Annotated in this window: 20 protein-coding genes and 1 tRNA gene; 15 read left to right on the plus strand and 6 right to left on the minus strand. The window is 69.2% G+C overall.

Annotated features, from left to right (window positions below; genetic code table 11):
* Positions 1 to 26: 26 nt before the first annotated feature.
* Complete coding sequence (locus GA0070604_RS10185) at positions 27 to 1,784, plus strand: CTP synthase (protein WP_091117703.1); 1,758 nt, start codon at positions 27 to 29, stop codon at positions 1,782 to 1,784.
* Positions 1,781 to 2,386: an NUDIX domain-containing protein gene (locus GA0070604_RS10190; protein ID WP_091117705.1), complete on the plus strand. Its 606-nt coding sequence runs from the start codon at positions 1,781 to 1,783 to the stop codon at positions 2,384 to 2,386. The genes GA0070604_RS10185 and GA0070604_RS10190 overlap by 4 nt, the downstream gene beginning before the upstream one ends.
* A gap of 68 nt (positions 2,387 to 2,454) precedes the next feature.
* Here the strand turns inward: GA0070604_RS10190 and GA0070604_RS10195 are convergent, their stop codons facing one another.
* Entirely contained in the window at positions 2,455 to 2,703 is a 249-nt protein-coding gene (locus GA0070604_RS10195; protein ID WP_091117707.1) for a TM2 domain-containing protein, read from the minus strand.
* A 290-nt stretch (positions 2,704 to 2,993) separates the two neighbouring features.
* Here GA0070604_RS10195 and ald point away from each other — a divergent pair, with 290 nt between their 5' ends.
* From ald to GA0070604_RS10240, 9 genes are all read left to right on the plus strand, one after another.
* The gene (gene ald, locus GA0070604_RS10200; protein ID WP_091117708.1) at positions 2,994 to 4,109 is read left to right on the plus strand and encodes an alanine dehydrogenase; all 1,116 of its coding nucleotides are present in this window, start codon (positions 2,994 to 2,996) and stop codon (positions 4,107 to 4,109) included.
* Between the two features lie 10 nt (positions 4,110 to 4,119).
* On the plus strand, positions 4,120 to 5,112 hold the full coding sequence (locus GA0070604_RS10205; protein ID WP_091117709.1) for a site-specific tyrosine recombinase XerD: 993 nt from the start codon (positions 4,120 to 4,122) through the stop codon (positions 5,110 to 5,112).
* A 191-nt stretch (positions 5,113 to 5,303) separates the two neighbouring features.
* The gene (locus tag GA0070604_RS10210) at positions 5,304 to 6,227 is read left to right on the plus strand and encodes a ParA family protein (RefSeq protein ID WP_091117710.1); all 924 of its coding nucleotides are present in this window, start codon (positions 5,304 to 5,306) and stop codon (positions 6,225 to 6,227) included.
* Positions 6,228 to 6,268: 41 nt separating this feature from the next.
* On the plus strand, positions 6,269 to 7,267 hold the full coding sequence (locus GA0070604_RS10215; RefSeq protein WP_244161810.1) for a segregation and condensation protein A: 999 nt from the start codon (positions 6,269 to 6,271) through the stop codon (positions 7,265 to 7,267).
* The gene (gene scpB, locus GA0070604_RS10220) at positions 7,260 to 8,240 is read left to right on the plus strand and encodes an SMC-Scp complex subunit ScpB (RefSeq protein ID WP_091117711.1); all 981 of its coding nucleotides are present in this window, start codon (positions 7,260 to 7,262) and stop codon (positions 8,238 to 8,240) included. The genes GA0070604_RS10215 and scpB overlap by 8 nt, the downstream gene beginning before the upstream one ends.
* Positions 8,227 to 8,997: a pseudouridine synthase gene (locus GA0070604_RS10225; RefSeq protein WP_091117712.1), complete on the plus strand. Its 771-nt coding sequence runs from the start codon at positions 8,227 to 8,229 to the stop codon at positions 8,995 to 8,997. The genes scpB and GA0070604_RS10225 overlap by 14 nt, the downstream gene beginning before the upstream one ends.
* 224 nt (positions 8,998 to 9,221) lie before the next feature.
* On the plus strand, positions 9,222 to 9,902 hold the full coding sequence (cmk, locus tag GA0070604_RS10230) for a (d)CMP kinase (protein WP_091117716.1): 681 nt from the start codon (positions 9,222 to 9,224) through the stop codon (positions 9,900 to 9,902).
* 76 nt (positions 9,903 to 9,978) lie between these two features.
* A complete protein-coding gene (gene der / locus GA0070604_RS10235; RefSeq protein ID WP_091117718.1) occupies positions 9,979 to 11,385 on the plus strand; it encodes a ribosome biogenesis GTPase Der in 1,407 nt (468 codons plus the stop codon).
* Between the two features lie 137 nt (positions 11,386 to 11,522).
* Positions 11,523 to 11,596, plus strand: a tRNA-Pro gene (locus tag GA0070604_RS10240).
* Between the two features lie 113 nt (positions 11,597 to 11,709).
* Here the strand turns inward: GA0070604_RS10240 and GA0070604_RS10245 are convergent.
* Both GA0070604_RS10245 and GA0070604_RS10250 read right to left on the minus strand, forming a co-directional pair.
* Positions 11,710 to 12,102 (minus strand): tyrosine-type recombinase/integrase, encoded by a 393-nt coding sequence (locus GA0070604_RS10245; protein WP_091127017.1) that lies wholly within the window; start codon positions 12,100 to 12,102, stop codon positions 11,710 to 11,712.
* A gap of 59 nt (positions 12,103 to 12,161) precedes the next feature.
* On the minus strand, positions 12,162 to 13,220 hold the full coding sequence (locus tag GA0070604_RS10250) for an integrase core domain-containing protein (RefSeq protein ID WP_244161811.1): 1,059 nt from the start codon (positions 13,218 to 13,220) through the stop codon (positions 12,162 to 12,164).
* Positions 13,221 to 13,390: 170 nt separating this feature from the next.
* Here GA0070604_RS10250 and GA0070604_RS33440 point away from each other — a divergent pair, with 170 nt between their 5' ends.
* The 3 genes from GA0070604_RS33440 (at position 13,391) to GA0070604_RS10265 (ending at position 18,380) form a co-directional block, all read left to right on the plus strand.
* Positions 13,391 to 15,460, plus strand: a complete 2,070-nt coding sequence (locus GA0070604_RS33440) for an RHS repeat-associated core domain-containing protein (protein WP_244161812.1) — start codon at positions 13,391 to 13,393, stop codon at positions 15,458 to 15,460.
* Positions 15,461 to 16,283: 823 nt separating this feature from the next.
* On the plus strand, positions 16,284 to 17,351 hold the full coding sequence (locus GA0070604_RS10260) for an integrase core domain-containing protein (protein ID WP_091117723.1): 1,068 nt from the start codon (positions 16,284 to 16,286) through the stop codon (positions 17,349 to 17,351).
* Positions 17,352 to 17,852: 501 nt separating this feature from the next.
* On the plus strand, positions 17,853 to 18,380 hold the full coding sequence (locus GA0070604_RS10265; protein WP_141721258.1) for a hypothetical protein: 528 nt from the start codon (positions 17,853 to 17,855) through the stop codon (positions 18,378 to 18,380).
* Here the strand turns inward: GA0070604_RS10265 and GA0070604_RS31715 are convergent, their stop codons facing one another.
* From GA0070604_RS31715 to GA0070604_RS10280, 3 genes are all read right to left on the minus strand, one after another.
* Positions 18,381 to 19,076 (minus strand): RAD23 family protein, encoded by a 696-nt coding sequence (locus GA0070604_RS31715; protein WP_141721259.1) that lies wholly within the window; start codon positions 19,074 to 19,076, stop codon positions 18,381 to 18,383.
* Between the two features lie 206 nt (positions 19,077 to 19,282).
* Positions 19,283 to 20,482 (minus strand): IS110 family RNA-guided transposase, encoded by a 1,200-nt coding sequence (locus tag GA0070604_RS10275; protein ID WP_425256103.1) that lies wholly within the window; start codon positions 20,480 to 20,482, stop codon positions 19,283 to 19,285.
* 304 nt (positions 20,483 to 20,786) lie between these two features.
* Complete coding sequence (locus GA0070604_RS10280) at positions 20,787 to 21,788, minus strand: LysR family transcriptional regulator (protein ID WP_091117727.1); 1,002 nt, start codon at positions 21,786 to 21,788, stop codon at positions 20,787 to 20,789.
* Positions 21,789 to 21,843: 55 nt separating this feature from the next.
* Here GA0070604_RS10280 and dnaE point away from each other — a divergent pair, with 55 nt between their 5' ends.
* Positions 21,844 to 25,377: a DNA polymerase III subunit alpha gene (gene dnaE / locus GA0070604_RS10285; protein WP_167363608.1), complete on the plus strand. Its 3,534-nt coding sequence runs from the start codon at positions 21,844 to 21,846 to the stop codon at positions 25,375 to 25,377.
* Positions 25,378 to 25,495 lie beyond the last annotated feature (118 nt).

The following is a 25,495-nucleotide window of genomic DNA, read 5'->3' on the forward strand; positions in this document are numbered from 1 at the left end:
CGCGACGGACGACACGGGAGCAGGCGTTGGCCCCATCAGCACGGACGACCAGGCACATTTTCGTCACCGGGGGCGTCGCCTCCTCGCTGGGTAAGGGCCTCACCGCCTCCAGCCTCGGCACCCTGCTGACCGCGCGCGGGCTGCGCGTGGTGATGCAGAAGCTCGACCCGTACCTCAACGTCGACCCGGGGACGATGAACCCGTTCCAGCACGGTGAGGTCTTCGTCACCGAGGACGGTGCCGAGACCGATCTCGACGTCGGCCACTACGAGCGGTTCCTGGACCGGGACCTGTCCGGCAAGGCGAACGTCACCACCGGGCAGATCTACTCGGCGGTGATCGCCAAGGAGCGGCGTGGCGAGTACCTGGGCGACACGGTTCAGGTCATCCCGCACATCACCAACGAGATCAAGTCGCGGATCCTCGGCATGGGCGAGCCGGACGCCGAGGGGCAGGTCCCCGACGTGGTGATCACCGAGGTCGGTGGCACGGTCGGCGACATCGAGTCGCTGCCGTTCCTGGAGGCGATCCGGCAGGTCCGCCACGACCTGGGCCGGGACAACTGCTTCTACCTGCACGTCTCGCTGGTGCCGTACCTGGCGCCGTCCGGCGAGCTGAAGACCAAGCCGACGCAGCACTCGGTGGCGCAGCTGCGCAGCATCGGCATCCAGCCGGACGCCTTGGTGCTGCGCTGCGACCGGGACATCCCGGACAAGGTCAAGGAGAAGCTCTCCCTCTACTGCGACGTGGACCGGGAGGCGGTCACCGCCGCCCCGGACGCGCCGAGCATCTACGACATCCCGAAGGTGCTGCACCGCGAGGGCCTCGACGCGTACGTGGTACGCCGGCTCGGCGTGTCCTTCCGGGACGTGGACTGGTCCCGCTGGGACGACCTGCTGGAGCGGGTGCACCAGCCGCGGCACACGGTGACCGTGGCGCTGGTCGGCAAGTACGTCGACCTGCCCGACGCGTACCTGTCGGTGAGCGAGGCGATCCGGGCCGCCGGCTTCGGCCACCGGGCCCGGGTGCAACTGCGCTGGGTGCCCAGTGACGACTGCGTCACCCCGGCCGGCGCGGCGGCCGCCCTGGCCGGCGTCGACGGCATCGTCATTCCCGGCGGTTTCGGCGTACGTGGCATCGAGGGCAAGATCGGCACCGTCCGGTACGCCCGGGAGAACGGCATCCCGCTGCTCGGCCTCTGCCTCGGCCTGCAGTGCATGACCATCGAGGTGGCCCGCCACCTGGCCGGCCTCGACGGGGCGAACTCGCTGGAGTTCGACGAGGAGGCCAAGCACCCGGTGATCGCCACGATGGCCGACCAGGAGGACATCGTCGCCGGCAAGGGCGACCTGGGCGGGACCATGCGGCTCGGGGCGTACCCGGCGAAGTTGGCCGAGGGCTCGCTGGTCGCCGAGGCGTACGGCAGCACCGAGGTCAGCGAGCGGCACCGGCACCGGTACGAGGTGAACAACGCCTACCGCGACCAGCTCACCAAGGCCGGCCTGCACATCTCGGGCACCTCGCCGGACGGACGGCTGGTCGAGTTCGTCGAGCTGGACCGGAAGCTGCACCCGTTCTTCGTGGCCACCCAGGCGCACCCGGAGCTGAAGAGCCGCCCGACCCGGCCGCATCCGCTGTTCGCCGCGTTCGTCGAGGCCGCCGTCGCGTACTCCCAGGCCGACCAGCTCCCGGTCGACCTGGCGACCGCCCCGCCGGAGGCGGCGGCCGCGAAGGCGAGCCGCAAGGGCGCCGCCGCCGCGGCGAAGGCGACGTCCGCGTCGTGAGCGCGGTCGAGCACCGGTACGAGGTGACCGGCCACCGGGAGGTCTGGTCCGGCCGGATCTTCTCGGTGGTCAGTGACGACGTCACCATGCCCGGCGGTGGCACCGCTTCCCGGGAGTACGTCCGGCATGTGGGCGCGGTGGCCGTGGTGGCGCTGGACGAGGCGGGACAGGTGGTGCTGATCCGGCAGTACCGGCATCCGGTCGGCCGGCACCTGTGGGAGTTGCCGGCCGGGCTGATGGACGTCAGCGGTGAGGACCTGGTCGCCGCCGCGGCCCGGGAACTGGCCGAGGAGGCCGACCTGACCGCCGGCACCTTCGACGTCCTGGTCGACCTGCACAGCTCGCCGGGCTTCTCCGACGAGGTGGTCCGGGTCTTCCTGGCCCGCGACCTCGCCGACGTGCCCGTCGAGCAGCGGCACGACCGGCGCGACGAGGAGGCCGACCTCCAGGTCGTCCGGGTCGACCTGGACGAGGCGGTCGGGATGGTCCTGGCGGGGGAGATCACCAACGCCGCCGGCGTGGCCGGGCTGTTGGCCGCTGCCCGGGCGCGGGCGGGCGGCTTCACCGAGCTGCGTCGGCCGGAGGCGCCGCTGCCCCGGTGAACGGGTCGGACAGCGGAGGGGCCGTGCGGTGTGATCACCCGCACGGCCCCTCCGCGTTACTGTCGTCGTCAGTCGCGCAGCGGGCGCCCCTGGCCGTCGACACCGCCGTTGATCAGGATCAGGATGCCGTCGATGAGACCCCAGATCGAGCCGAGGCCGCAGGTCACGACGCTCACCACGAGCTGGAGGACGCCCGTCTTGGTGTCGCCCATGTAGAAGCGCCCGGCGCCGAAGAAGCCAAGCAGGATTCCGAGGATGCCCGCGACGACCTTGCTCTTGTCGGAGACACCCTGGGGTTGGTAAGAGGGAGTGGTCATGAGCGGTCAGGGTAGTGATCGGAACCGGCGCTGTCCGCATCGCCCCTCGGGTAATCGGTCGATATTCACGAATACTGTCCTGACGGCTGAGGCGCTTCCCACCGCTCAGCCCAGTTCACGCCTGACACATCGTCAGGACGACGAGCCACCGGATATCACTGTGTTGGCCTCCAGGGGGTTTCCGTGCGCCTAGACTCCCGCCCGCGGGACCGGTTGACCGGGTCGGCAAAGGGGCCGCCGCGGCGCCGTGCAGTCGGGGACCAGCGCCCCGGGAGGAAGGTGACTGCATCGTGAAGGTCGGAATCCCCCGTGAGGTCAAGAATCACGAGTACCGCGTCGCGATCACACCCGCTGGCGTCAACGAGTTCACCCGCCACGGCCACGAGGTGTTCGTGGAGTCCGGCGCGGGCGTCGGCTCCAGCATCGCCGACGAGGAGTTCGCGGCCGCCGGCGCGAAGATCCTCGCCAGCGCGGACGAGGTCTGGGACACCGCCGAGCTGGTGCTCAAGGTCAAGGAGCCGGTCGCCGAGGAGCACCACCGGATGCGCGCGGGGCAGGTGCTCTTCACCTACCTGCACCTGGCCGCCTCCCGCGAGTGCACCGACGCACTGGTCGACCGCGAGGTCACCGGCATCGCGTACGAGACCGTCGAGCTGCCCGACCGCTCGCTGCCGCTGCTCGCCCCGATGTCCGAGGTGGCCGGTCGACTCGCCCCACAGGTGGGCGCCTTCTACATGATGCGTACCGGCGGTGGGCGGGGCGTGCTGCCGGGTGGCGTCTCCGGCGTCTACGCGGCCAAGACGGTGGTCATCGGCGCCGGCGTCTCCGGCATGAACGCCGCCGCGATCGCGCTGGGCATGCAGTCCGAGGTGCTGCTGCTGGACAAGAACGTCGCCCGGCTGCGTCAGGCCGATGCCATCTATCGTGGCCACCTGCAGACCGTGGCCTCCAACGCGTACGAGATCGAGCGGGCCGTGCTCGACGCGGACCTGGTGATCGGCGCGGTGCTGGTGCCCGGGGCGAAGGCGCCGAAGCTCGTCTCCAACGAGCTGGTGTCCCGGATGAAGCCGGGCAGCGTGCTCGTCGACATCGCCATCGACCAGGGTGGCTGCTTCGAGGACTCGCGCCCCACCACGCACGCCGATCCGGTCTACAAGGTGCACGAGTCGATCTTCTATTGCGTGGCGAACATGCCCGGGGCGGTGCCGAACACCAGCACCCACGCGCTGACGAACGTCACCCTGCCGTACGCCCTCGAACTGGCCAACCAGGGCTGGCGTCAGGCGCTGCGCAACGACCCGGCCCTGGCGCTGGGCCTGAACACCCACGCCGGCAGGGTCGTCTACGGCCCGGTCGCCGAGGCGCACGACATGGACGTGCTGCCGTTGGCCGAGGTGCTGGCATGAGGGGCGCAGCCTGACCGCCGCAGAGTCCGGGGCCGGCCCGGGTGTGCAGCCCGCGCCGGCCCTGCGCCGTGCCGTCCGGGGCTACCTGGACCACCTCACCGTCGAGCGTGGCCTCGCCGCGAACACCCTTGCCTCGTATCGCCGGGACCTGGACCGCTACCTGGCGACCCTGGCCGCGGCCGGGGTGGCCGACCTGGCCGCCGTCGGGGCCGCCGAGGTCGAGGGGCACCTGGCCCGGCTGCGTGCCGGCGACGCCGACCACCCGCCCCTGTCGGTGTCGTCGGCGGCCCGCGCCGCCAGCGCCGTGCGCGGCCTGCACCGCTTCGCGCTGCGCGAGGGGCTGGCCGGCGCCGACCCCAGCCGCGACGTCCGCCCGCCCACCCCGCCGCGCCGGCTGCCCCGGGCGTTGCCGGTCGACGACGTCATCCGGTTGCTGGAGGCCGCCGGCCCGGGCACCGGCACCGGCGACGCGGCGTCCCGCGCGCTGCGCGACCGGGCGCTGCTGGAGTTCCTGTACGGCACCGGCGCGCGTATCTCGGAGGCGGTCGGCGCGGCGGTGGACGACCTGGACGTGGACGAGGGGACCGTGCTGCTGCGCGGCAAGGGTGGCCGGACCCGCCTCGTGCCGGTCGGCGGGTACGCGGTCGAGGCGCTGCGCGCCTGGCTGGTGCGCGGCCGTCCGGCACTGCTCGCCGCCGGCCGGGGCACCCCGGCGGTCTTCGTCAACGCCCGGGGTGCGCCACTGACCCGGCAGGGCGCCTGGACCGTCCTGCGTGGCGCCGCCGAACGGGCCGGCCTGCCGGTGGCCGGAGCCGACGCGGTCTCCCCGCACACCCTGCGCCACTCGTACGCGACCCACCTGCTCGACGGCGGCGCGGACGTCCGGGTGGTGCAGGAACTGCTCGGCCACGCCTCGGTGACCACCACCCAGGTCTACACGCTGGTCACCGTGGAGCGACTGCGCGAGGTGTACGCCACCGCCCACCCACGGGCCCACGGCTGACCTCTTCGGACCCCTACCGGCGGCAGGGCGGGCCGACACGCCGACCCGGTACCGAACGCGCTGCTGGCGCGTGGCGTACAGTCGGCATGGCGTGGACCTCATCGGCGACGAACCGGGGGTACGCAGCGGCGCCGCGAGGGACGTCGGACGGCTCCGACACCGGGTGGTCGTCGGGAGGGGGCAACGAGGACATGGCTGGCAACGCGGACCGTGCCGAGACCTGGACGTCGGAGCTCCGTGAGCAGCAGGCGTCGCTCGGCGCCGACCTTGGTCCCGCCGACCCGGCCGCGTACACGATGCGCAGGCCGATCCCGGAGCCGATGCCGACCGACCGGCACGGCCCGGCGCGGATCATCGCGATGGCCAACCAGAAGGGTGGCGTCGGCAAGACCACCACCACCATCAATCTGGGTGCCGCGCTCGCCGAGTACGGCCGCAAGGTGCTGCTGGTCGACTTCGACCCGCAGGGCGCGCTCTCCGTCGGCCTGGGCGTCAACCCGCACAACCTCGACCTCTCGGTCTACAACCTGCTCATGCAGGACGATGTCACCGCCGACGACGTCCTGATCAAGACCGACGTGGCCGGGCTGCACCTGCTGCCGGCCAACATCGACCTCTCCGCCGCCGAGATCCAGTTGGTCAACGAGGTCGCGCGGGAGATGGCCCTGGCCCGGGTGCTCAAGTCGATCCGCAAGGAGTACGACTTCATCCTGATCGACTGCCAGCCCTCGCTGGGCCTGCTGGCGATCAACGCGCTGACCGTGGCGCACGGCGTGCTCATCCCGCTGGAGTGCGAGTTCTTCAGCCTGCGCGGGGTCGCGCTGCTGCTGGACACCATCGACAAGGTGCGCGAGCGGCTCAACTTCGATCTGGAGCTCGAAGGCATCCTCGCCACCATGTACGACAGCCGCACCACCCACTGCCGCCAGGTGCTCCAGCGGGTGGTGGAGGCGTTCGGCGACAAGGTCTACCAGACCGTGATCACCAAGACCGTGAAGTTCCCTGAGTCGACCGTCGCCGGCGCCCCGATCACGACCCTCGATCCGGCCTCCTCCGGCGCCCGCAACTACCGTCAGTTGGCCCGTGAGGTGATCGCCGCCGAGGCCGAACGGTAGGTCGAACGCCGGGTGCCCGGGTCGTGGACTAGGGTTTTCCGGTGACCGCACCGCCCCTCGACCCGCCCGCCGGCCCGGGCCGCGCCGCCGACCCGGCAACCGGTGCCGAGGCCGAGGGTGCCGTCCCGGCGGCCCACGCCGAGCCGGCCGCGGAGGTTGACGGCGTCGGCCCGGCCGACCCCGCCGAGGATTCCGGCAGGTTCACCGTCCGGCTGGACAACTTCACCGGCCCGTTCGACCTGCTGCTGCAGCTCATCAGCAAGCACAAGCTCGACGTCACCGAGGTGGCCCTGCACAAGGTCACCGACGAGTTCATCGCGTACCTGCGCGCGATGGGGGACCAGTGGGACCTGGACGAGACCAGCGAGTTCCTGCTGGTCGCCGCCACCCTGCTCGACCTGAAGGCGGCCCGGCTGCTGCCCGCCGCCGAGGTGGAGGACGAGGAGGACCTCGCCCTGCTGGAGGCCCGGGACCTGCTCTTCGCCCGGCTGCTGCAGTACAAGGCGTACAAGGAGGCGGCGGCGCACCTGGCCGAGCTGGAGGCGGTCGGGGGCCGGCGCTACCCACGGGCGGTCACCCTGGAACCCCGGTACGCCGAGGCCCTGCCCGACCTGGTGCTCGGCATCGGTCCCGAGCGGCTGCTCAAGCTGGCGTTGAAGGCGATGACCCCGAAGCCGGTGCCCGAGGTGTCCATCGCGCACGTGCACATGGTCCGGGTCAGCGTCCGGGAGCACGCGGAGATCATCTCCGCCCGGCTGCGGCGCGCCGGCACGGCGACCTTCACGCTGCTCTGCGCCGACTGCGAGATCACCCTGGAGGTGGTGGCCCGCTTCCTGGCCCTGCTGGAGCTGTACCGGCAGGGGCTGGTCGCCTTCGTCCAGGAGCAGGCCCTGGAGGAGCTGACCGTCCGGTGGACCGGCCCCACCGACGGCGACACCGAGCTGACCGTCGACGAGTACGCCGGCTCCGCCGAGCCGGCCGCCCCGGTGGCGCCCACCGGCGACGACACGGCAACCACGCGGGAGGATCGTGATGAGTGACGAGGAGCGCCGAGACTCGCTGGCCGACCAGGCGGCGGCCTGGGTCCCGCCGTGGCAGCGCCCCGCACCCGCACCCGCGCAGCGCCCTGAGCCGGATCCGGAGTCCGAGTCCGAGCCTGAGTCCGCCGGGCAGGTCGCCGAGCCCCAGCCCGCAGCAGATCTTGGAAGCGAACGGCACCAGGAGGGGCTGATGCCTTCCAAGGTCTCCACGGCCGACGAGACGGAGCCGCAGGCCGCTCCGGATCTTGACGCGGAAGCGCCCGTGCAGGCGCCGAGCGGGGCCGAGATCCCCGAGGAGAGCAGTGGGGGCGAGACGGGGGCGGCGGGGACCGCCGGGCTCGGAGACTCGGCGGGGGAGGGGGACGAGAACGGCGTACCCCCGAAGCGGGGGCGGCGGCGGGCGTCGCCGGAGCCGGCGCCCGAGCTGGGCGACGCCGAGCTGCGGGGGGCGCTGGAGGCGATTCTGCTGGTGGTGGACCAGCCGGTCAGCGAGCTGACCCTGGCCCAGGTGCTGGAACAGCCCCCGGAGCGGATCGGCCCGATGCTCGACGACATCGCGGCCGGCTACACCGCCGCCGGGCACGGCTTCGAGCTGCGCCGGGCCGCCGGAGGCTGGCGGCTCTACACCCGCCCGGAATACGCCGGCTACGTGGAGCGGTTCGTGCTGGACGGGCAGTCCGTCCGGCTCACCCAGGCCGCGCTGGAGACGCTGGCCGTGGTCGCCTACAAGCAGCCGGTGACCCGGTCGCGGATCTCCGCGATCCGGGGTGTCAACTGCGACGGGGTGCTCCGTACCCTGGTCTCCCGCGGCCTGGTCGAGGAGTGCGGCACCGAACCGGACAGCGGGGCGTTCCTCTACCGGACCACCACGATGTTCCTGGAGAAGCTGGGGCTGAACTCGGTGGACGACCTGCCGCCGCTGGCCCCCTTCCTGCCCGACGACGTAGAAGAGCTTGCCGATGCGACGCGATGAACGTGCCCCGAAGCCCGATGCCCCCGTGTACGACAGCGCCGAGCGCCTGCAGAAGGTGCTCGCCGCCGCCGGGGTGGGATCGCGGCGCGCCTGCGAGGACCTGATCTTCCGGCGCCGGGTCACCGTCAACGGCCGGGTCGCCCAGCTCGGCGACAAGGCCGACCCGAGCCGCGACGTGATCTACGTCGACGGCGAGCGGCTGCAGGCCGACACCCGACTGGTCTACCTGGCCATGAACAAGCCCCGCGGTGTCGTCTCCACCATGGCGGACGAGAAGGGCCGTGCCGCGCTGTCGGACTTCCTCGGCAACCGGGTGGAGCAGCGGGTCTACCACGTCGGGCGGCTCGACGCGGACAGCGAGGGCCTGCTGCTGCTCACCAACGACGGCACCCTCGCCCACCGGCTCATGCACCCGTCGTACGGGGTGTCGAAGACGTACCTCTGCGAGGTGGCCGGGCCGATCCCGCGCAACCTGGGCAAGCGGCTGGCGGCCGGCGTCGAGCTGGAGGACGGGCCGGTGCAGGTCGACTCGTTCAAGGTGGTGGGCACCCTGGGCAAGACCGCCCAGGTGGAACTGACCCTGCACGAAGGGCGCAAACACATCGTCCGGCGGCTGCTGGCCGAGGTCGGCCACCCGGTGAGCCGGCTGGTGCGTACCTCGATCGGGCCGATCCGCCTCGGCGACCTGCGCGCCGGACGGACCCGGCGGCTCACGAACGCCGAGGTCGCCGCCCTGTTCAAGGCGGTGGGTGACTGACCGGTCGTTCCGGGTACGCGCCCCGGTAGGCTTCCTCGCGGCCGGTGACGGCTCCGGGTCGTGGCGCGTCGAGTTGGAGTTGTCGGGCGCCCGCGGTGTCGCGGGTCGCGCCGGTGACGTCGCCGCGCGGCCCGCCACGGCCGCGGGCATCATTGACGAGGACAACCGCTCAACGGCGCCGGACACACCGGCGACCGGCGAGGTACGGGCTGAGGAGGCACACGGTGGGGGAGAACGAACGGACCGGGCGGTGCGTGGTCGCGGTGGACGGGCCATCCGGTTCGGGTAAGTCCACCGTCTCGCGGCGGCTCGCCGTCCACGTCGGGGCTCGCTACCTCGACACCGGTGCGATGTACCGGGCGATCACCTGGGCGGTGCTGCGCTCCGGCGTCGACCTGACCGACACCGAGTCGGTGGCCAAGGTCGCCAGCGAGGTCGACCTGCACATCGGCACCGACCCCCAGGGGTACGGCGTGACCGCTGACGGCGTCGACGTGGCGAAGGAGATCCGTGGTCCCGAGGTGACCGGCGCGGTCTCCGCCGTGGCCGCCGTGCCAGCCGTACGCGAGCTGCTGGTCGCCCGGCAGCGGCAGATGATCGCGAACGCCGGCCGGATCGTGGTCGAGGGCCGCGACATCGGCCTGGTGGTGGCCCCGGACGCCGACCTGAAGGTCTACCTGACCGCCTCGGCGGCGGCCCGCGCCCAGCGGCGCAGCGCCGAGGACGCCGCCGACGTCGCCGCGACCGCCGCCGACCTGGCCCGCCGCGACAAGCTCGACTCGACCCGCAAGATCAACCCGCTCCAGCAGGCCCCGGACGCGGTCGTGCTCGACACCACCGAGCTGGGCATCGACGAGGTCGTCGCCCGGCTGCACGAGCTGCTCACCGAGCGAGGCGTGGCGTGAGCGAACGGAGCGAGCGAACCATCATGCTCGGTAGCGTGGCGCCTCACGCCGCCGTGGAGCGAAACGAGGCAACGGCGTGAGTGACGAATTTGGGGGCTGGGTCGAGCTGCGCGAACCGGAGCTCGACGCCGAGGAACCGGTTGGCCCGCAGCCGGTGGTGGCCGTCGTCGGCCGGCCCAACGTGGGCAAGTCGACGCTGGTCAACCGGATCATCGGCCGCCGACAGGCGGTCGTCGAGGACATTCCTGGCGTGACCCGCGACCGGGTCCCGTACGACGCGCAGTGGAACGGCCGGGCGTTCACCGTGGTGGACACCGGCGGCTGGGAACCCGACGCGAAGGACCGCGCCGCGGCGATCGCCGCGCAGGCCGAGGCCGCCGTCGTCACCGCCGACGTGGTGCTCTTCGTGGTCGACGCGACGGTCGGCTCGACCGATGTGGACGAGGCCGCGGTGAAGATGCTGCGCCGCAGCGCCAAGCCGGTGATCCTGGTGGCGAACAAGGCCGACAACGCCGCCGTCGAGATGGAGGCGACCACGCTCTGGTCGCTCGGCCTCGGTGAGCCGTTCCCGGTCTCCGCGCTCCACGGTCGGGGCTCCGGCGATCTGCTCGACGCCATCATGGACGCCCTGCCCGAGGCCCCGAAGGTGGTGGAGCACCGCCCCCGCGGCCCGCGCCGGGTGGCCCTGGTGGGCCGGCCCAACGTCGGCAAGTCCAGCCTGCTCAACCGCTTCTCCGGCGAGGAGCGGGCGGTGGTCGACTCGGTCGCCGGCACCACCGTCGACCCGGTCGACAGCCTGGCCGAGATCGGCGGGGAGACCTGGCAGTTGGTGGACACCGCCGGCCTGCGCAAGCGGGTGGGCAAGGCCAGCGGCACCGAGTACTACGCCAGCCTGCGTACCGCCTCGGCGATCGAGGCGGCCGAGGTGGCCGTGGTGCTGCTCGACGCCAGCGAGGTGATCAGCGAACAGGACCAGCGGATCCTCACCATGGTCGTGGAGGCCGGCCGGGCCCTGGTCATCGCGTTCAACAAGTGGGACCTGGTCGACGCCGACCGCCGCTACTACCTGGACAAGGAGATCGACCGGGAGCTGCGCCGCATCCCCTGGGCGATCCGGCTCAACCTGTCGGCGAAGACCGGCCGGGCCGTCGACAAGCTCGCCCCGGCCCTGCGCAAGGCCCTGGCAAGCTGGGAGACGCGGATCCCGACCGCGCAGCTCAACCAGTGGCTCACCGCCCTGGTCCAGGCCACCCCGCACCCGGTACGCGGCGGTCGTGCGCCGCGCGTCCTCTTCGCCACCCAGGCCGGGGTGGCCCCGCCGCGCTTCGTGCTGTTCACCACCGGCCCGCTGGACGCCGGCTACCAGCGCTTCGTCGAGCGCAAGCTCCGCGAGGAGTTCGGCTTCGAGGGCAGCCCGATCGAGATCTCGGTACGCCCGCGCAAGAAGCTCGGCCCGGGCGGGCGCGGTAAGGCCCACGGCTGACCCTGCGTACCCCCGCTGGGCGCGGCCTTCCTTGGCCCTCAAGGGAGGCCGCGCCAGCGGGGAGGGGGCCTGTGCGCGGTGCGAAGATCCTGCGCTAAGCTGTACCGGCTGCCGCAGGGGAGACCTGGCGGGGGCATCGGGACGTGGCGCAGTTTGGTAGCGCACTTGACTGGGGGTCAAGGGGTCGTCGGTTCAAATCCGGCCGTCCCGACAAAGAAAAAGCCCTGACCAGCAGGAACGCTGGTCAGGGCTTTTTCTTTGTCTATGGAGTTTTGAACCGCCCCCCGAAAACCCCCCATTTACCGGGTGCGGCAATCAGGTTTGTCATCGGTGTGCGTCGTTGTGCGTTGCGGATGGGGGCGGTCCGTCGGGGTTGGTGCCGAGTCGCTCGAGGATGTCGGAGACGTCCGGGGCTTGGACGGGCTTGGCGATGTAGTAGGTGTCGGTGACCTCCTCGCTGGAGTGTCCGAGCTGTGCCGCGGCGCTCTTGGTGTCGGCCTCCTCCTTGATGAGGGTGGCCACGGTCTTGCGGAAGGTGTGTGGGGTGACCCAGGCGAGGTTGGTGTCGGCACGTGCCTGGCGCCACTGACGGCGCACGTTGTTGGGTGACAGCCACGTGCCGCGTCGGGAGGCGAAGATCGCGTCATGGGGGTTGTCGGCGGCGCCGAGCTTGCGGGCCAGGAGCATGCCGACCGCGAATCGGGGCAGCACGACCATCCGGTTGTACCGTGCCAAAACTCGTTCGACGGCCGTGACCTGGCATTTCGAAGATTGCGTCAGGCTGCCCGGTGGTACTCGTTGATCACTCCGCCGAGTCGTCGTCGGCGCCGTACGGGCTTGTTGATCGGGATGACGATGGCCGGGTCGTGGTTGGGTGGCCGCTGCTGCCGACCTTGGTGTGGCCGGTGGGTGTTGAAGTGGTCGACGTACTCGCCGACCACGGCCAGCGCGTGTCGTTCGTTGTAGATCAACAGGTGGTCGGTGCATTCGTTGCGGAGGCTGCGGCCCCAGCGTTCGATGAAGCAGTTCGCCCGCGGGGTGCGAGGCGGGGTCTTGACCACCGTGATGCCTTCGGCGGCGAAGACGTGATCAAAGGCGGTTGGGTACTTGCCGTCGCGGTCGCGGATAAGAAACCGGAACCGGTTGGCACGCTCGCCCAGGTCCATGAGGAGGTTGCGGGCTTGCTGGACCACCCACTGTCCGGTGGGGTGCGCGGTGATACCGAGCAGGTGAACCCTTCGGGTGGCCACCTCCATGACCACCAGCGCGTACAGGCGCCGCAGCAGGATCGTGTCGAGGTGGAAGAAGTCGATCGCTAACAAGCCGGTGGCCTGGTTGCGCAGGAACGTTCGCCAGTTGGTGTCCTGCTGGCGGGGCGGCGGGTCGACACGTCGGCGGGCCAGGATCCTGCGGATCGTGCCCGCTCCGACGCGATAGCCCAGCCGCTGCAGTTCGCCTTGGATTCTGCGGTGGCCCCATCGCGGGTTCTCGCGGGCCAGCCGTAGCACCAGGTCGCGGATTTCGTGGCTGGCGGGTGGCCGGCCTGGCTTGTTTGGGTAGGTCCAGTGGCGTTGTACCAGCCGCCGGTGCCAGGCCAGCAACGTCGCCGGAATGACGATTCGGTGTTCCCGTATGTGGTGGGGCAGCAGGCGGGCCAGGGCGGACAGGATCGCCCGGTCCGGCCAGGACAGTCGCGGCCGGCCCGGAACCTGGCGGCGTAGCACCGCCAGCTCATGCCGTAACGCGAGGACCTCGACCAGCAGCGCCTTGTCGCCGCGGATCAGTAGCCCCAAACCGCTGAACAGGCGGATCATCCCCAAGTACAGCAACCGCACGACCATACCGGCGATCATCAGCCCGAGCCGAGAAAACCGAGCTCACAGTATGTGCGACGAGTTCTGGCACGGTACACGGCACCTGGGGCTTCGGCTACGGCTACTCGCCGTACGACGGCAGCCCCACCAGCACCCAGTACCTCAGCGGCGGCGGCCTGACCAACGAGACCGTGACCACCGAGTACGACAAGACCACGGGCCTGCCCACGTCACTGAAAACCACTGACGGCAACAGCACCTACGTCGCCGCCCAGGACTACACCTCCTATGGCGAGCCAACCGTCACCAAACGCAAGACCGCCACCGGGAAATATGTCGACGACGTCACCGACTACGACCTGACCACCCGGCGGATCGCCCGCACCGCGATCAAACCGGAAAACGTCGCCAGCACCGTCTCCGACCGCAACTACACCTACGACGACGCCGGCAACATCACCTCCATCGCCGACACCCCACAAATCGGCGCCGCCGACACCCAGTGCTTCCGCCAAGACAAACTGCGTCGACTGACCTCAGCGTGGACGCCCAAGGCCGGTATTACCTGCGACACCGATCCCACCGTGGCCAACCTGGGTGGCCCAGCCCCCTACTGGCTGGACTGGAGCTTCGACGCGGTCGGTAACCGCACCGAGGAGATCTCCCACAGCAGCGCCGGAGAGACCAAGCGCACCTACGACGTCCCCACCGGCGGTCCCGGTGTGGTGCGGCCCCACGCGGTCACCGAGGTCACCACCACCGCACCCGGCCAAAACCCGGTCACCACCAATTACGACTACGACAGCACCGGCAACACCACCTGCCGCCCCGCCGGAACCACGGCGAACACCTGCCCCCCACCCGGTAACGGCTCGCAGAACCTCACCTGGGACGCCGAAGGACACCTCGCCTCCGTCACCCATGGCGGGACCACCGTCGAGACCAACATCTACGACGCCGACGGCAACCGGCTCATCCGCCGCGACGCCACCGGCACCACCCTCTACCTCCCCGGCCAGGAGATCCGCCGGGACAACAGCTCCATCACCACCGGCACCCGCTACTACACCTTCGCCGGCAAACTCGTCGCCTCACGCAACGGAAGCGGCCTGACCTGGGTCTACAGCGACCACCAAGGCACCCAACACACCGCCATCGACGCCGCAAGCCAAGCGGTCACCACCCGGCGGCAAACCCCCTACGGCCGATCCCGCGGCACCCAGCCAGCATGGCCGAATCCGAAGGGCTTCGTCGGCGGCGACCCCGACCCCACCGGACTCACCCACCTCGGCGCCCGCGAATACGACCCCGCCATCGGGCGATTCGTCAGCGTCGACCCACTGATGAACACGGCAGACCCACAGCAATGGAATGGCTACAACTACGCTAACAGCTCACCCGTCACCCATAGTGACCCGACCGGCCGCAGCCCAGAAGACGCGCAGTGGAGTACTGGAAAGCCGTCGCACCATTCAGAGATCAATACCCAGCTCCGATATGGTGGCTCTGGCTGCGGTGGCGAATGTAAGGCGCGGCAGAGAGGCGGCAAAAAAAATAACACCTGGGGTCCGGTGAGATTCGGCTGTCAAGTGCCCTTATCCTGTAAGGGCCTATCGCCGTCGACCAAACCGGCAGCGCAGGCAGATCCTCCCCGCCCGACTGGCCAGTGGCTGTGTCTAGCCAAAAAATGCGTCAAGGGCTCACCGATGATGCAATGCGCCAGCGACGGCGACTGCAGCAACGTTTACCCATATATGGAAGGCGGAGACTATAACTGTGGTCGATCTTTCCTCTGTATCCTTAAGGGGACCGCAGACGTTATCGGTATAGCGCTAATCATTTCGGCTCCAGCGCTCGCCGCAACCGCCGGCCCCGCCTTCGGCATGCGCACTCTCTATGTTACGGCAGCCAACCCGTCCGCATCAGAGCTTAGGGCGGCGCAGTATATGCTGGACCGTGGAGCATCGAGGGTCATTCTTCGCGATCCCGTGGGTACAAGGGCGGGTGGCATGACTAGCGATCTGCTGGTGGATGGTGTCAATTGGGACGTCTATACGCCGACAAGTGGGACAGTTAAAAGCATTCTGAGCAAGGTGGCCAAAAAGCATGATCAGGTGCATGGGGGCGGCGTCATTGTTGATCTTGCCGAAGTGGATTTGTCGGCGGAGCAGTTCGGCGACAATGCGTTGATCCGAGTGAAGGGCTTCATTCGAAGCTGGGGTGGGCAACCCATGCGTGGCGTGGAATTCATAGGAGGATAGCATTGGCTAAAATGATCTGCGTCTGCGGGGCGACTCTTAGGGACGACGACCCCGATAACAGCTTTCTATTGCTGTCGCATCGCGAATTCGACGTCGAGCTTGATAGCGTGCACCTGTTGGGCTTGGCGAGAAGAGTAATTCACTGTTCGACGTGTCGGCGGCTGTGGGTTTTTTGGAAAGACGGAGAAAGGGCAACGGAATATCTGGTTAGCCCGGGGTCGCCGGGCTTCCCCGACCCCCGTTAACCTCAATGCCGCTTGGTTAACCCGAGTTCCGCAGTTCGTAGGAACACGAGCGTGATCAGTTTCGTGTCGCTGCTGGTCACGGGCCCGTGGACGACTTTCGGCCGGCCTGCGGGCTCGAAAGCGTAGTAACACGACCAGAGATTCGTATCTTGTGCAGCCAAGGATGTCGTGGTTTTGTTCGTAGTCATGTATCTGCGGTTCACGTCGCGGACGAACGCCGACGGCAGCGTCAGGGCCCCGGCAAAGTCGTGATGGTGTCTGGCTTGATGTGGTTGGTGTAGCGCCCTTGCTGGTGGTAGCAGGGCGGGCATGACCGGTTCAGATGATCATCAAGGTTCTCTACACCTTGTTGATCGTCCGAAGTGAGTCATGCCCGCCCTGCCATCATCGCTGATCTCGTCTGTGTGCGCCGCACCGGCTGCCCAGGGTCGGGTAGCCGGAGGGAGTTTCACCCTCCGGCTCCCACAGATCCCGGCGTGACAGTCTCCTGTCACCGTGTGGGGTTCCAAAACGTCGTCACTGCGGTTAACCTGCGCCGATCTGGTGCCCGGCCGCATCGTCGGGCATGATCTTGATCTATGGCGGCTCGGCTGTTGTACCACGTGTTCTGCCGTGTCTGCGGCTGGCTGGCGCTAACCACGTCCACCAGCGCGGCCAAGGATGTGGAGATCCTCGTCCTGCGGCACGAGAACGCCGTCCTGCGCCGGCAGCGCCCGAAGCCGCGACTGGACTGGGCCGACCGCGCCGTGCTCGCCGCCCTGATCCGGCTGCTGCCTCGGACGTTGAAGGCGCACCGCCTGGTCACCCCGGCCACGGCGCTGGCCTGGCATCGGCGACTGATCGCCCGCCGCTGGACGTACCCGCGCCGTCAGGGCCACCCGCCCGCCGACGTCGCGGTTGCCCGGCTGGTCGAGCGGATGGCCCGTGACAATCCCGGCTGGGGCTACCAGCGAATCCGGGGTGAATTGCTCGGCCTGGGCCACGACATCGGCGCGTCCACGATCCGGCGGATCCTCAAGCGGGCCGGCATACCGCCGGCACCGCAGCGCCGCGATCACACCACCTGGCGCCGGTTCCTGCACACGCAGGCCTCGACGATCCTGGCGTGCGACTTCTTCCACGTCGACTGTGCTGTCACGCTGCGGCGCCTGTACGTGTTCTTCGTGATGGAAGTCGGAAGCCGCTACGTGCACGTCCTGGGCGTGACGGCGAACCCGGACGGGGCGTGGACGTTGCAGCAGGCCCGCAACCTGCTCATGGAACTGGGCGAGCGGGCCGGCCGGTTTAGGTACCTGATCCGCGACCGGGCCGGGCAGTTCACCGCCGCGTTCGACGCGGTCCTGGCCGATGAGGGCATCACCGCCTGCAAGATCCCACCGCGCAGTCCCCGGGCCAACGCGTACGCGGAGCGGTTCGTGCGCACCGTCCGCGAGGAGGTCACCGACCGGATGCTGATCACCGGCGAGCGACACCTGCGCCAAATGATGGGCCGCTACGCCCGCCACTACAACGGCCGCCGCCCGCACCGGTCGCTGCAGCTGCGACCGCCACGCTCCGATCGGCCCGTCGTCGACCTCACCCTAGAGCGGATCAAACGACGACCCGCGCTTGGTGGCTTGATCAACGAGTACGAGCGGGCTGCGTAAAAGGCCAGCTCAGCGCCCGTGAAGGGGTTTTGGAACCCTACAGGCTACATGGCGCCGGAGCAGGCCCGTCCTGGGGGTGGCCTCGATGTCCGGGCCGACGTGTACGCGATCGGGGCGCTGATCTACCACATGCTCACCGGCAGGGCTCCCGGTACCGCGGAATACGGCCTCGTTGGATCCGTCCCCTCCCGGCCGGCACTCCGGCCGTCGAAGCTCAGGCCCGGCATACCGACGTACGTCGACGAGGTCGTACTCCGGGCGCTTCATCGCGATCCGCACCGACGTTGGGCATCCGCCGCGGCCTTCGCCGAAGCACTCGACAATACCGTCGGCATAGCACGGGCGCGAGACCAGGTCAGGGCTCACCGGTGGCGTCGACGTGCCCTCCGGGTGCCGGCAAGCGTGGTCACGATCGTCGCCGCCGCGCTTGCCCTGTCCGGTTCTGCCGGCCCCGTAGGAGCTGTCGCTCCTGGCTGGGTACGGGTGAGCGACACTTCGGGCATGCTCTCGATCGCGGTGCCCGACGGCTGGGCGAAGCAGCTGAAGGACACGGGCTGGAATCCGGCGACGGTACGCCTCGCGCCGGGCCAGGCGCCCGGTCTCCTGGTCGGGCCGGATCTCAGCGCGTGGCCGGACCCAGGCAGCGGGGTGCCCGGCGTGTTCGCCGGCGCCAGCAGGTCGCTCGGTGCGGGGCAGGCAGCTCCGGCGCTGCCAGCCCACAACGGATGCACCCCGCACCCGGCACGTCCGGTTGCCGTTGGCGGCCTGACGGGCTGGGTACGGGGATGGGCCGGGTGCCACGGTACGTCGATCTCGTTCAGCGAGGTTCTTCTGGCTCCAGCGCACAACGGCTATGGCGTATACATCCAGATCAAGCAGGTGGACCAGATCGAACGGACCGACCAGATCCTGGACAGCCTGCGCGTGAAAGACTCGCTCGCGCCGCAAGCCACCGGTTCCGGGACCGTGATTCAGCGTTCGGCGCCTGACCGACCATCCTTGGCGGCGACGCCACCGCAGGACAACTGATCAGAACCGTTCCCACGGGCCATACATGCCGGCCAGCCGGTACCGTCGGGTCTCCGTCCTACCGTCTAACCGCTTGACGGTGGTCACGACCGTTTGCTTCTCGATCCGGTACGAGGTGAACGTCATTACCTTGTCTCCGGCCGCGCTGGAAGGGTCGCCCTTGATGACGGGCCGCGCCTCCCGGGTCGTCCCGTCGAATCCGACCTGGATCGGAACGAGCGCCTGCTGCCTTGCGGCACCAGGGTTGCCGAGTTCGACGAGCACGAGCGCATCCTCCCGGGCCGGCGCGTTCGCGGGTTCTTCGACGAGGAACTCCCCATAGACCGGCCGTGCCCCACCTGGGAGCATCCGGCAGGGGATGTCGAGGCCGTTCGAACCCTCGCGGAACCGTACGACATCGTCCGCCCCACCACAGAACGTCAACCCTTTCACAGCGACATTGCGCCAGTCGGTTTTGCGGATCTCGCTCTGCTCGTCACCCCGGGACGTCCCCGTCGTCGCCCCAACTGGCGCAGTCGACGTGGCTGGTGTGGTCGGTTCAGCCAGCGCCGTCGACGGTACGGCGGAAGGCGTGCCGCTGCCGATCGGCGCAGGCGAACCGGCGGGCGCCGCATCTCCCGGACGTCGTTCCGGCGAGGTACATGCGGCAGTGACGGTAAAAGCAAGGACGAGGACCAACAGGGACTTGGTACGCATACAGACCTTCCATTCGTGAAGAGTGGCTGTCCCGAGTTGAGATGCGCTGTTCTCGGCTCCAGTTCACGCGGAAGTGTCAGGTTGCCGACCTGCGGTTCGCTGACCTGATCCACGCCAGCACGCTGTCATGCCGCGAGATGGGCGCCGCCTCGCTCTCCGATCGCTGGGCTCGGTAGGGCGGCGCGCGCCCGTGGCTCCCCTCTGTGTCAAGACACCGCCGGGAGGAGAGTTCTATCCTGGGTTTCGGCGGGTCCGGGAAGTGACTTCTCCGAAGAGCCGGCTGGGGGATGCAAGTCGGTCACGCTGGAGTCAGTGGTCGTTCCCCGTTGTCCTCCCGGGCCCGCCGCCGCGGCTGTGGCGTCGTTGATCATGCATCGGTAGACGATGTCGGACAGGCGCCGTTTCAGCGCGCGCATGGCTTCCATCGATGTCTTGCCGGCGGCTTTCTTCCGGTCGAAGTAGGCGCGGCCTTCGGTGGGGTTGCGCAGCTGGACGGTGGCCATGATGTGCAGGACCCGGTTGATCTGCCGGTTGCCGGCTCGGGAAAGCCGGTGGCGTACCTGCTCGCCGGAGGATGCGTCGATGGGGGCGGTGCCGTTCCAGGAGGCGAAGTGGGCCCGGTTGGGGAAGCGGGTGATGTCTGCGACCTCGACCAGCAGCCGGGCGGCGCCGGATGGTCCGATGCCGTGCAGGTCCATCAGGGTGGTGCCGGTGGAGGCGACCAGTTCGGTCAGTTCCTTGTCGGCTTCCTTGGAGCGTCGGTAGACCCGTTCGAGGTCGGCGATCAGTTCCGCGGCGACCCGGCGTCGGGCCTTGCCGACCGCGTCACGGGGCCGGACCGTGGCCAGTAGTGCCTTGGCCTGGGCGGCGGACAGACTCTTCTTCGCCCCACCCGGTATGAGTTCGAGGAGCAGTTGGTGCAGCTGGGAGACCATGCGGGTGTGGTCCTCGCCGAGGGAGCGGCGCCGGTCGACCAGGATCCGCAACAGCGCCAGCTGCTCATCGTTGACCAGCGGGCGTAGCCCGGTCATGCGGGTGCCGACCAGCGCGATGGAGTGGGCGTCGGTGGCGTCGGTCTTGCGGCCCTGCCCGGTGGCGAACACTCGCGCCCTGGCGGACAACTTCGGTGGCACGTCGACGACCTGCTCGTCGTCGGCCAGCAGCCGGTTGGCGATGTGCCGGCCGATGCCCTGGCAGCCCTCGATCGCCCACATCCGGTGCGGCCACTGCCTGGCGTACTTCCTCATCGCCGCGTAGCCGTCCCGGCCGGTGTCGAACCGGCCGCCGCCGACGACGGTCTCGTCGCTGGTCATGACCTCGATCGTGGCAGAGCGCTTGTGCGGGTCCATCCCGATGACCACACGATCTGACGTGACACTCAACGCGTCCTCCGATGCTCGATCCATCTCGGTTGTCGAGCCGGGAGGGCAACGCTACTTCGAGCCGAGCAAACCCCTCTTGAGCCTCTCCCCGCCCTGGGGCGACGCCCGGGCCGCGCAGGCCAGATGAGAGCCACACGACCAGCGTGGGCAGCCGAAATGAGAGCGACAGCCCGGGCGCCTCGACCGAAGCCTGGCCGGGCCACGGTCGCAGGTCAATGAAACAAGTAGCCGAGATGAGTGCGTTGGCATTGCGGTCTCAGATGACTCGTCCCGCGTCGGTGCCTGCCGCAGTTGCCGGATGCCGCTGTCCGCCTGGTTTGGGGTTGCGTCATGGTGCGGATGGGCGGGCTGCCCATTTCGGGACCCAGACGTCACCGGGCTGGTGGCGGTGCGGTGCCGAGCGGATGTAGCTCCGTAGCATGGCCAGTGCCGGGTGTGGGTTGTCGCGGTGCCAGATGAGGTAGTGCGGGTATACCGGGGTCGGGTTGAGGATAGGGATGCGGCGCAGGTCGTAGTTCGCCGGCCACAGCATGCGGGTGAGCTTGCCGACCAGGGAGGCCAGTGTCGGCGATTCGGCCAGCACGTCCAGCAGGTGGTCGGTGCCGAAGTTGGGGCCGATCCGCTCGATCGTGAGTCCGAATTCGGCGCCCAGGTCGTCGTAGTAGGCGGCCCATTCGGTGCCGGGGGCGATGCCGGGGATCCAGATCCGTTGGCCAGTCAGGTCGGCCATGGTGATGTGGCTGGCGGCGGCGAGCGGGTGCCCCGGTCCGGTCAGCAGTTGGTGTGGATCGTCCAGCACCCGGGCCGCCCGGATGCCCGCTGGCAGTTCCCGCACCGGCACGGTGACCGCCCGGAATGTGGCATCGATCGTCCCGGCTTCGACGGCGGCGATCGCGGCGGCCGCGTCCGACTCGACCAGGGTCACCACGTCGAGCTCGGTCTCCGGATGTACCTGGTGGAAGTCGCGCAACAGGCCGGCCGGACCGATCCTTCGGTTCAGTACGTCCACTCGCAGTGCCCGGCGGCCCGGTCGGACGGAGCTCACCGCGCGCTCGGCCAGCTGGATCATTGCGCGCGCGTGTGGGAGGAATGCCTGCCCGTCGATGGTGAGTGCGGCGCCTCGCGGCGTACGCGTGAACAAGCGCACTCTGAGAACGTGTTCCAGCGCCGCGACGCGCTTGGACACGGCCTGTTGGCTGATGCCGAGCCGGGCCGCCGCCTCGCCGAAGTAGCGGTCGTCGGTGACCGCCAGGAAGGCCCGAACGGAGCCTAGATCGAGACCTTCGACAACCTCTGGTTGTGAATCGTCCGCGTGTCGGTTGTTGGACACCTTTGCCCCCGCCCTGCTCGAATACCTGCTCTCGGGAAGTCTACAACCGGAGGATGTGGTGGACTCTTTTGTGCATCTCCACGTGCACACCGACTACAGCATGCTGGACGGCGCCGCCAAAGTCGCCCCGCTGACTGCCGAGGTGGCGCGGCTGGGGATGCCTGCGGTGGCGATGAGCGACCACGGCAACGTGCACGGGGCGTACGAGTTCTTCCACGCCGCCCGCAAGGCCGGCGTCAAGCCGATCATCGGCATCGAGGCGTACCTGGCACCCGGCAACCGTCATGACCGCCGTCCCGTGTTCTTCAGTGACAACGTGGCGTTGCGGAAGTCTGACGACGAGACCGGCGCGGGCGGTGACGTCTCCGGCCGCGGCCTTTACACGCATCTGACCATGTGGGCGGCCGACGCCCGCGGCCTTGCCAACCTGTTCCGGTTGCAGTCACGGGCCTGGCTGGAAGGCCACATCCAGAAGTACCCGCGGATGGACGACGAGTTGCTCGCCGAACATGGGGCCGGGCTGATAGCCACCACCGGGTGCCCGTCCGGTGAGGTGCAAACACGGCTCCGGCTCGGCCAGTACGACCAGGCGGTCGAGGCGGCGGCGCGCTACCGAGACATCTTCGGCGCGGACAACTACTTCCTCGAGCTGATGGATCATGGGCTACCGATCGAGCGCCGGGTCCGCGACGATCTGCTCCGCCTCGGCCGTCATCTGGGTCTTCCGCCGCTGGCCACCAACGATTCGCATTACGTCACCGAGGACCAGGCGGCCGCGCACGACGCGCTGCTCTGCGTCGGCACCGGCAAGCGGCTGGCCGACACCGGCAGGTTCCGGTTCGGCGGCAGCGGCTACTACCTGAAATCCGCCGCGCAGATGCGCGCCCTCTGGGACGACGAGGTCCCCGGCGCGTGCGACAACACGCTGCTGGTGGCCGACCGGATCGGAGCCTACGACGAGATTTTCGCCCACCGCGACCTGATGCCCCGCTTCCCCGTTCCCGAGGGCGAGACCGAGTCCAGCTGGCTGCGCGCCGAGACCCTGCGCGGGGCCCGGCAACGATACGGCGAGATGCCGCCGCCCGAGGTACTCGCCCGGATCGACCACGAGCTGTCAGTGATCGACACCATGGGCTTTCCCGGCTACTTCCTGGTGGTAGCCGACATCTGCGCATACGCCCGGAAACAGGGCATTGGGCTCGGCCCCGGCCGGGGCTCGGCGACCGGCTCGATCGTCGCCTACTGCACCGGGATCACCCAGCTCGACCCGATCGAGCACAAGCTGATCTTCGAGCGGTTCCTCAACCCCGAGCGGATCTCCATGCCGGACGTCGACCTGGACTTCGACGACCGCCGGCGCGACGAGATGATCGAGTACGTCACCCGGCGCTACGGCGATGACCGGGTCTGCCAGATCGTCACGTTCGGCACGATCAAGGCCAAGGCGGCGGTGAAGGACGCCTGTCGGGTGCTGGGTCTGCCGTACGCGCTGGGCGACCGCATCACCAAGGCGTTCCCGCCAGCGGACGGCGGCAAGGAGATCCCGCTCGCGGCGATCCACGACGGCGGCCACCCACGCCACGGCGAGGCCGCCGAACTGCGGCGCATGTACGAGCAGGAGCCGGACGTACGCCTGGTGCTGGACAACGCGGCAGGCCTGGAAGGGCTCACCCGCGGGACCGGCATCCACGCGGCCGGGGTGATCCTCTCGGCGGAGCCGCTGCTGGACGTGATCCCGCTGGTCCGGCCCAAAGCCGCAGGCCCGGTGATCACCGGGTTCCCGTTCACGCAGGCCGAGGAGATGGGCCTGCTCAAAATGGACTTCCTGGGCCTTCGGAACCTCACCGTCATCGGCGACGCCATCGCCAACGTGCGCGCCAACAAGGGCATCGACATCGACATCCTGCAGGTGCCGCTGGACGACGCGAAGACGTACGAGCTGCTGGCCCGCGGCGACACGCTCGGCGTCTTCCAGCTCGACAGCGGCGGTATGCGCGCCCTGCTGCGGCTGATGCAGCCCACCACGTTCACCGACATCGCCGCTGTCAACGCGCTCTACCGGCCCGGCCCGATGGAGATGAACGCGCACACCAACTACGCGCTGCGCAAGACCGGCAAGCAACCGGTCGAGCCGATCCACCCTGAGCTCGCCGACGCCCTTGAACCGATCCTCGGCGACACCTATCACCTGGTCGTCTTCCAAGAGCAGGTGATGGCGATCGCGCAGCAGCTAGCCGGCTACTCGCTGGGCGCCGCCGACAACCTGCGCCGGGCGATGGGCAAGAAAAAGAAAGAAGTGCTGGACGCCGAGTGGGACCGGTTCGCCGCAGGCATGTGCGAGCGTGGCTTCTCGCCGGCGGCGACCCGAGCGATCTGGGACGTGCTGGTCCCGTTCAGCGGCTACGGATTCAACAAGTCACACACCGCGGGGTACGGCCTGGTGTCGTACTGGACCGCTTATCTCAAGGCCAACCACCCCAGCGAGTACCTCGCCGCACTGCTCACCTCAGTCGGCGACGACAAGGACAAGCTCGCCATCTACCTTGCCGACTGCCGCCGTCTCGGCATCGCCGTGATGCCACCGGACGTCAACGAGAGCCGCCTCGACTTCGCCGCGGTCGGCACCGGCATCCGCTTCGGCATGGGCGCGGTCCGCAACGTCGGTGCCAGCGTGGTCGAGGCGATCGTCGCCGCCCGCGAGTCGCGCGGCAAGTTCACCGACTTCGCGGACTTCCTCGCCAAGGTGCCGCCCGTGGTGTGCCAGAAACGGGTGATCGAATCGCTCGCCAAGGCCGGCGCGTTCGACGGGCTCGGCCACCACCGCAAGGGCCTGGTCGCCGTCCACGAGCAGGCCGTCGACGCGGTCATCGGCGTCAAGCGCAACCAGGCCCTCGGCCAGGAGCCCCTCTTCGGCGACCTGGGCGGCGCCAGCGTCGCAGTGACCATTCCCGAGGGGGAGTGGGACCGGTCCACCCTGCTTGCGTACGAGCGAGAGATGCTCGGCCTCTTCGTCTCCGGTCACCCCCTCGACGGCACCGAGCACGTGCTCCGGAAGCACCGCGACATGGGCCTGGCCGACCTGTTGGCCTCGGGACGTACCGATGGCCCGATCCGGGTGACCGGCATCATCGCGAGCCTGCAACGCAAGATCACCAAGCAGGGACACGCGTGGGCGGTGCTCACGCTGGAGGACCACGACGCGGCCGTGGAATGCCTGGCCTTCCCCAAGACCTACGAACGGTGCGAAGCGACACTTGCCCAAGACCGAGTGGTGGGCGTCCGGGGAAGGATCACCGTCCGCGACGAGACGATGAGCATCCACGTGGAAGAGGTGACGCCGCTCGACATGACGGGCGAGGACGCGCCGATCGTGCTGGCGCTGCGGGACACCCAGGTAACGCCGCAGCTCGTCAACGAGCTGAAGCAGATCCTGACCCGCCACCACGGCAGTGCGCCGGTGCACGTACGGCTGGCGTGCGCCAGTGGGCGTACCACCTTGCTGGATCTGAAGGCCTGCCGGGTAGCATCAGGCCCGGCGCTCTACGGCGACCTCAAGGCGTTGCTGGGCGCCGCAGCGATCGGTTCCTAAGCACGGGTGCGGCAGGCTGGATTCGGTCCCGCAGACCAGTAGCACAATCCGTTCCTAACCGCTCAGATCATCGCGCGCCCCACCTTGCCCCAGATCGGGTGCACGCTTCTGCCGCCGT

This window comes from Micromonospora eburnea, assembly GCF_900090225.1.
GTDB lineage: Bacteria > Actinomycetota > Actinomycetes > Mycobacteriales > Micromonosporaceae > Micromonospora > Micromonospora eburnea.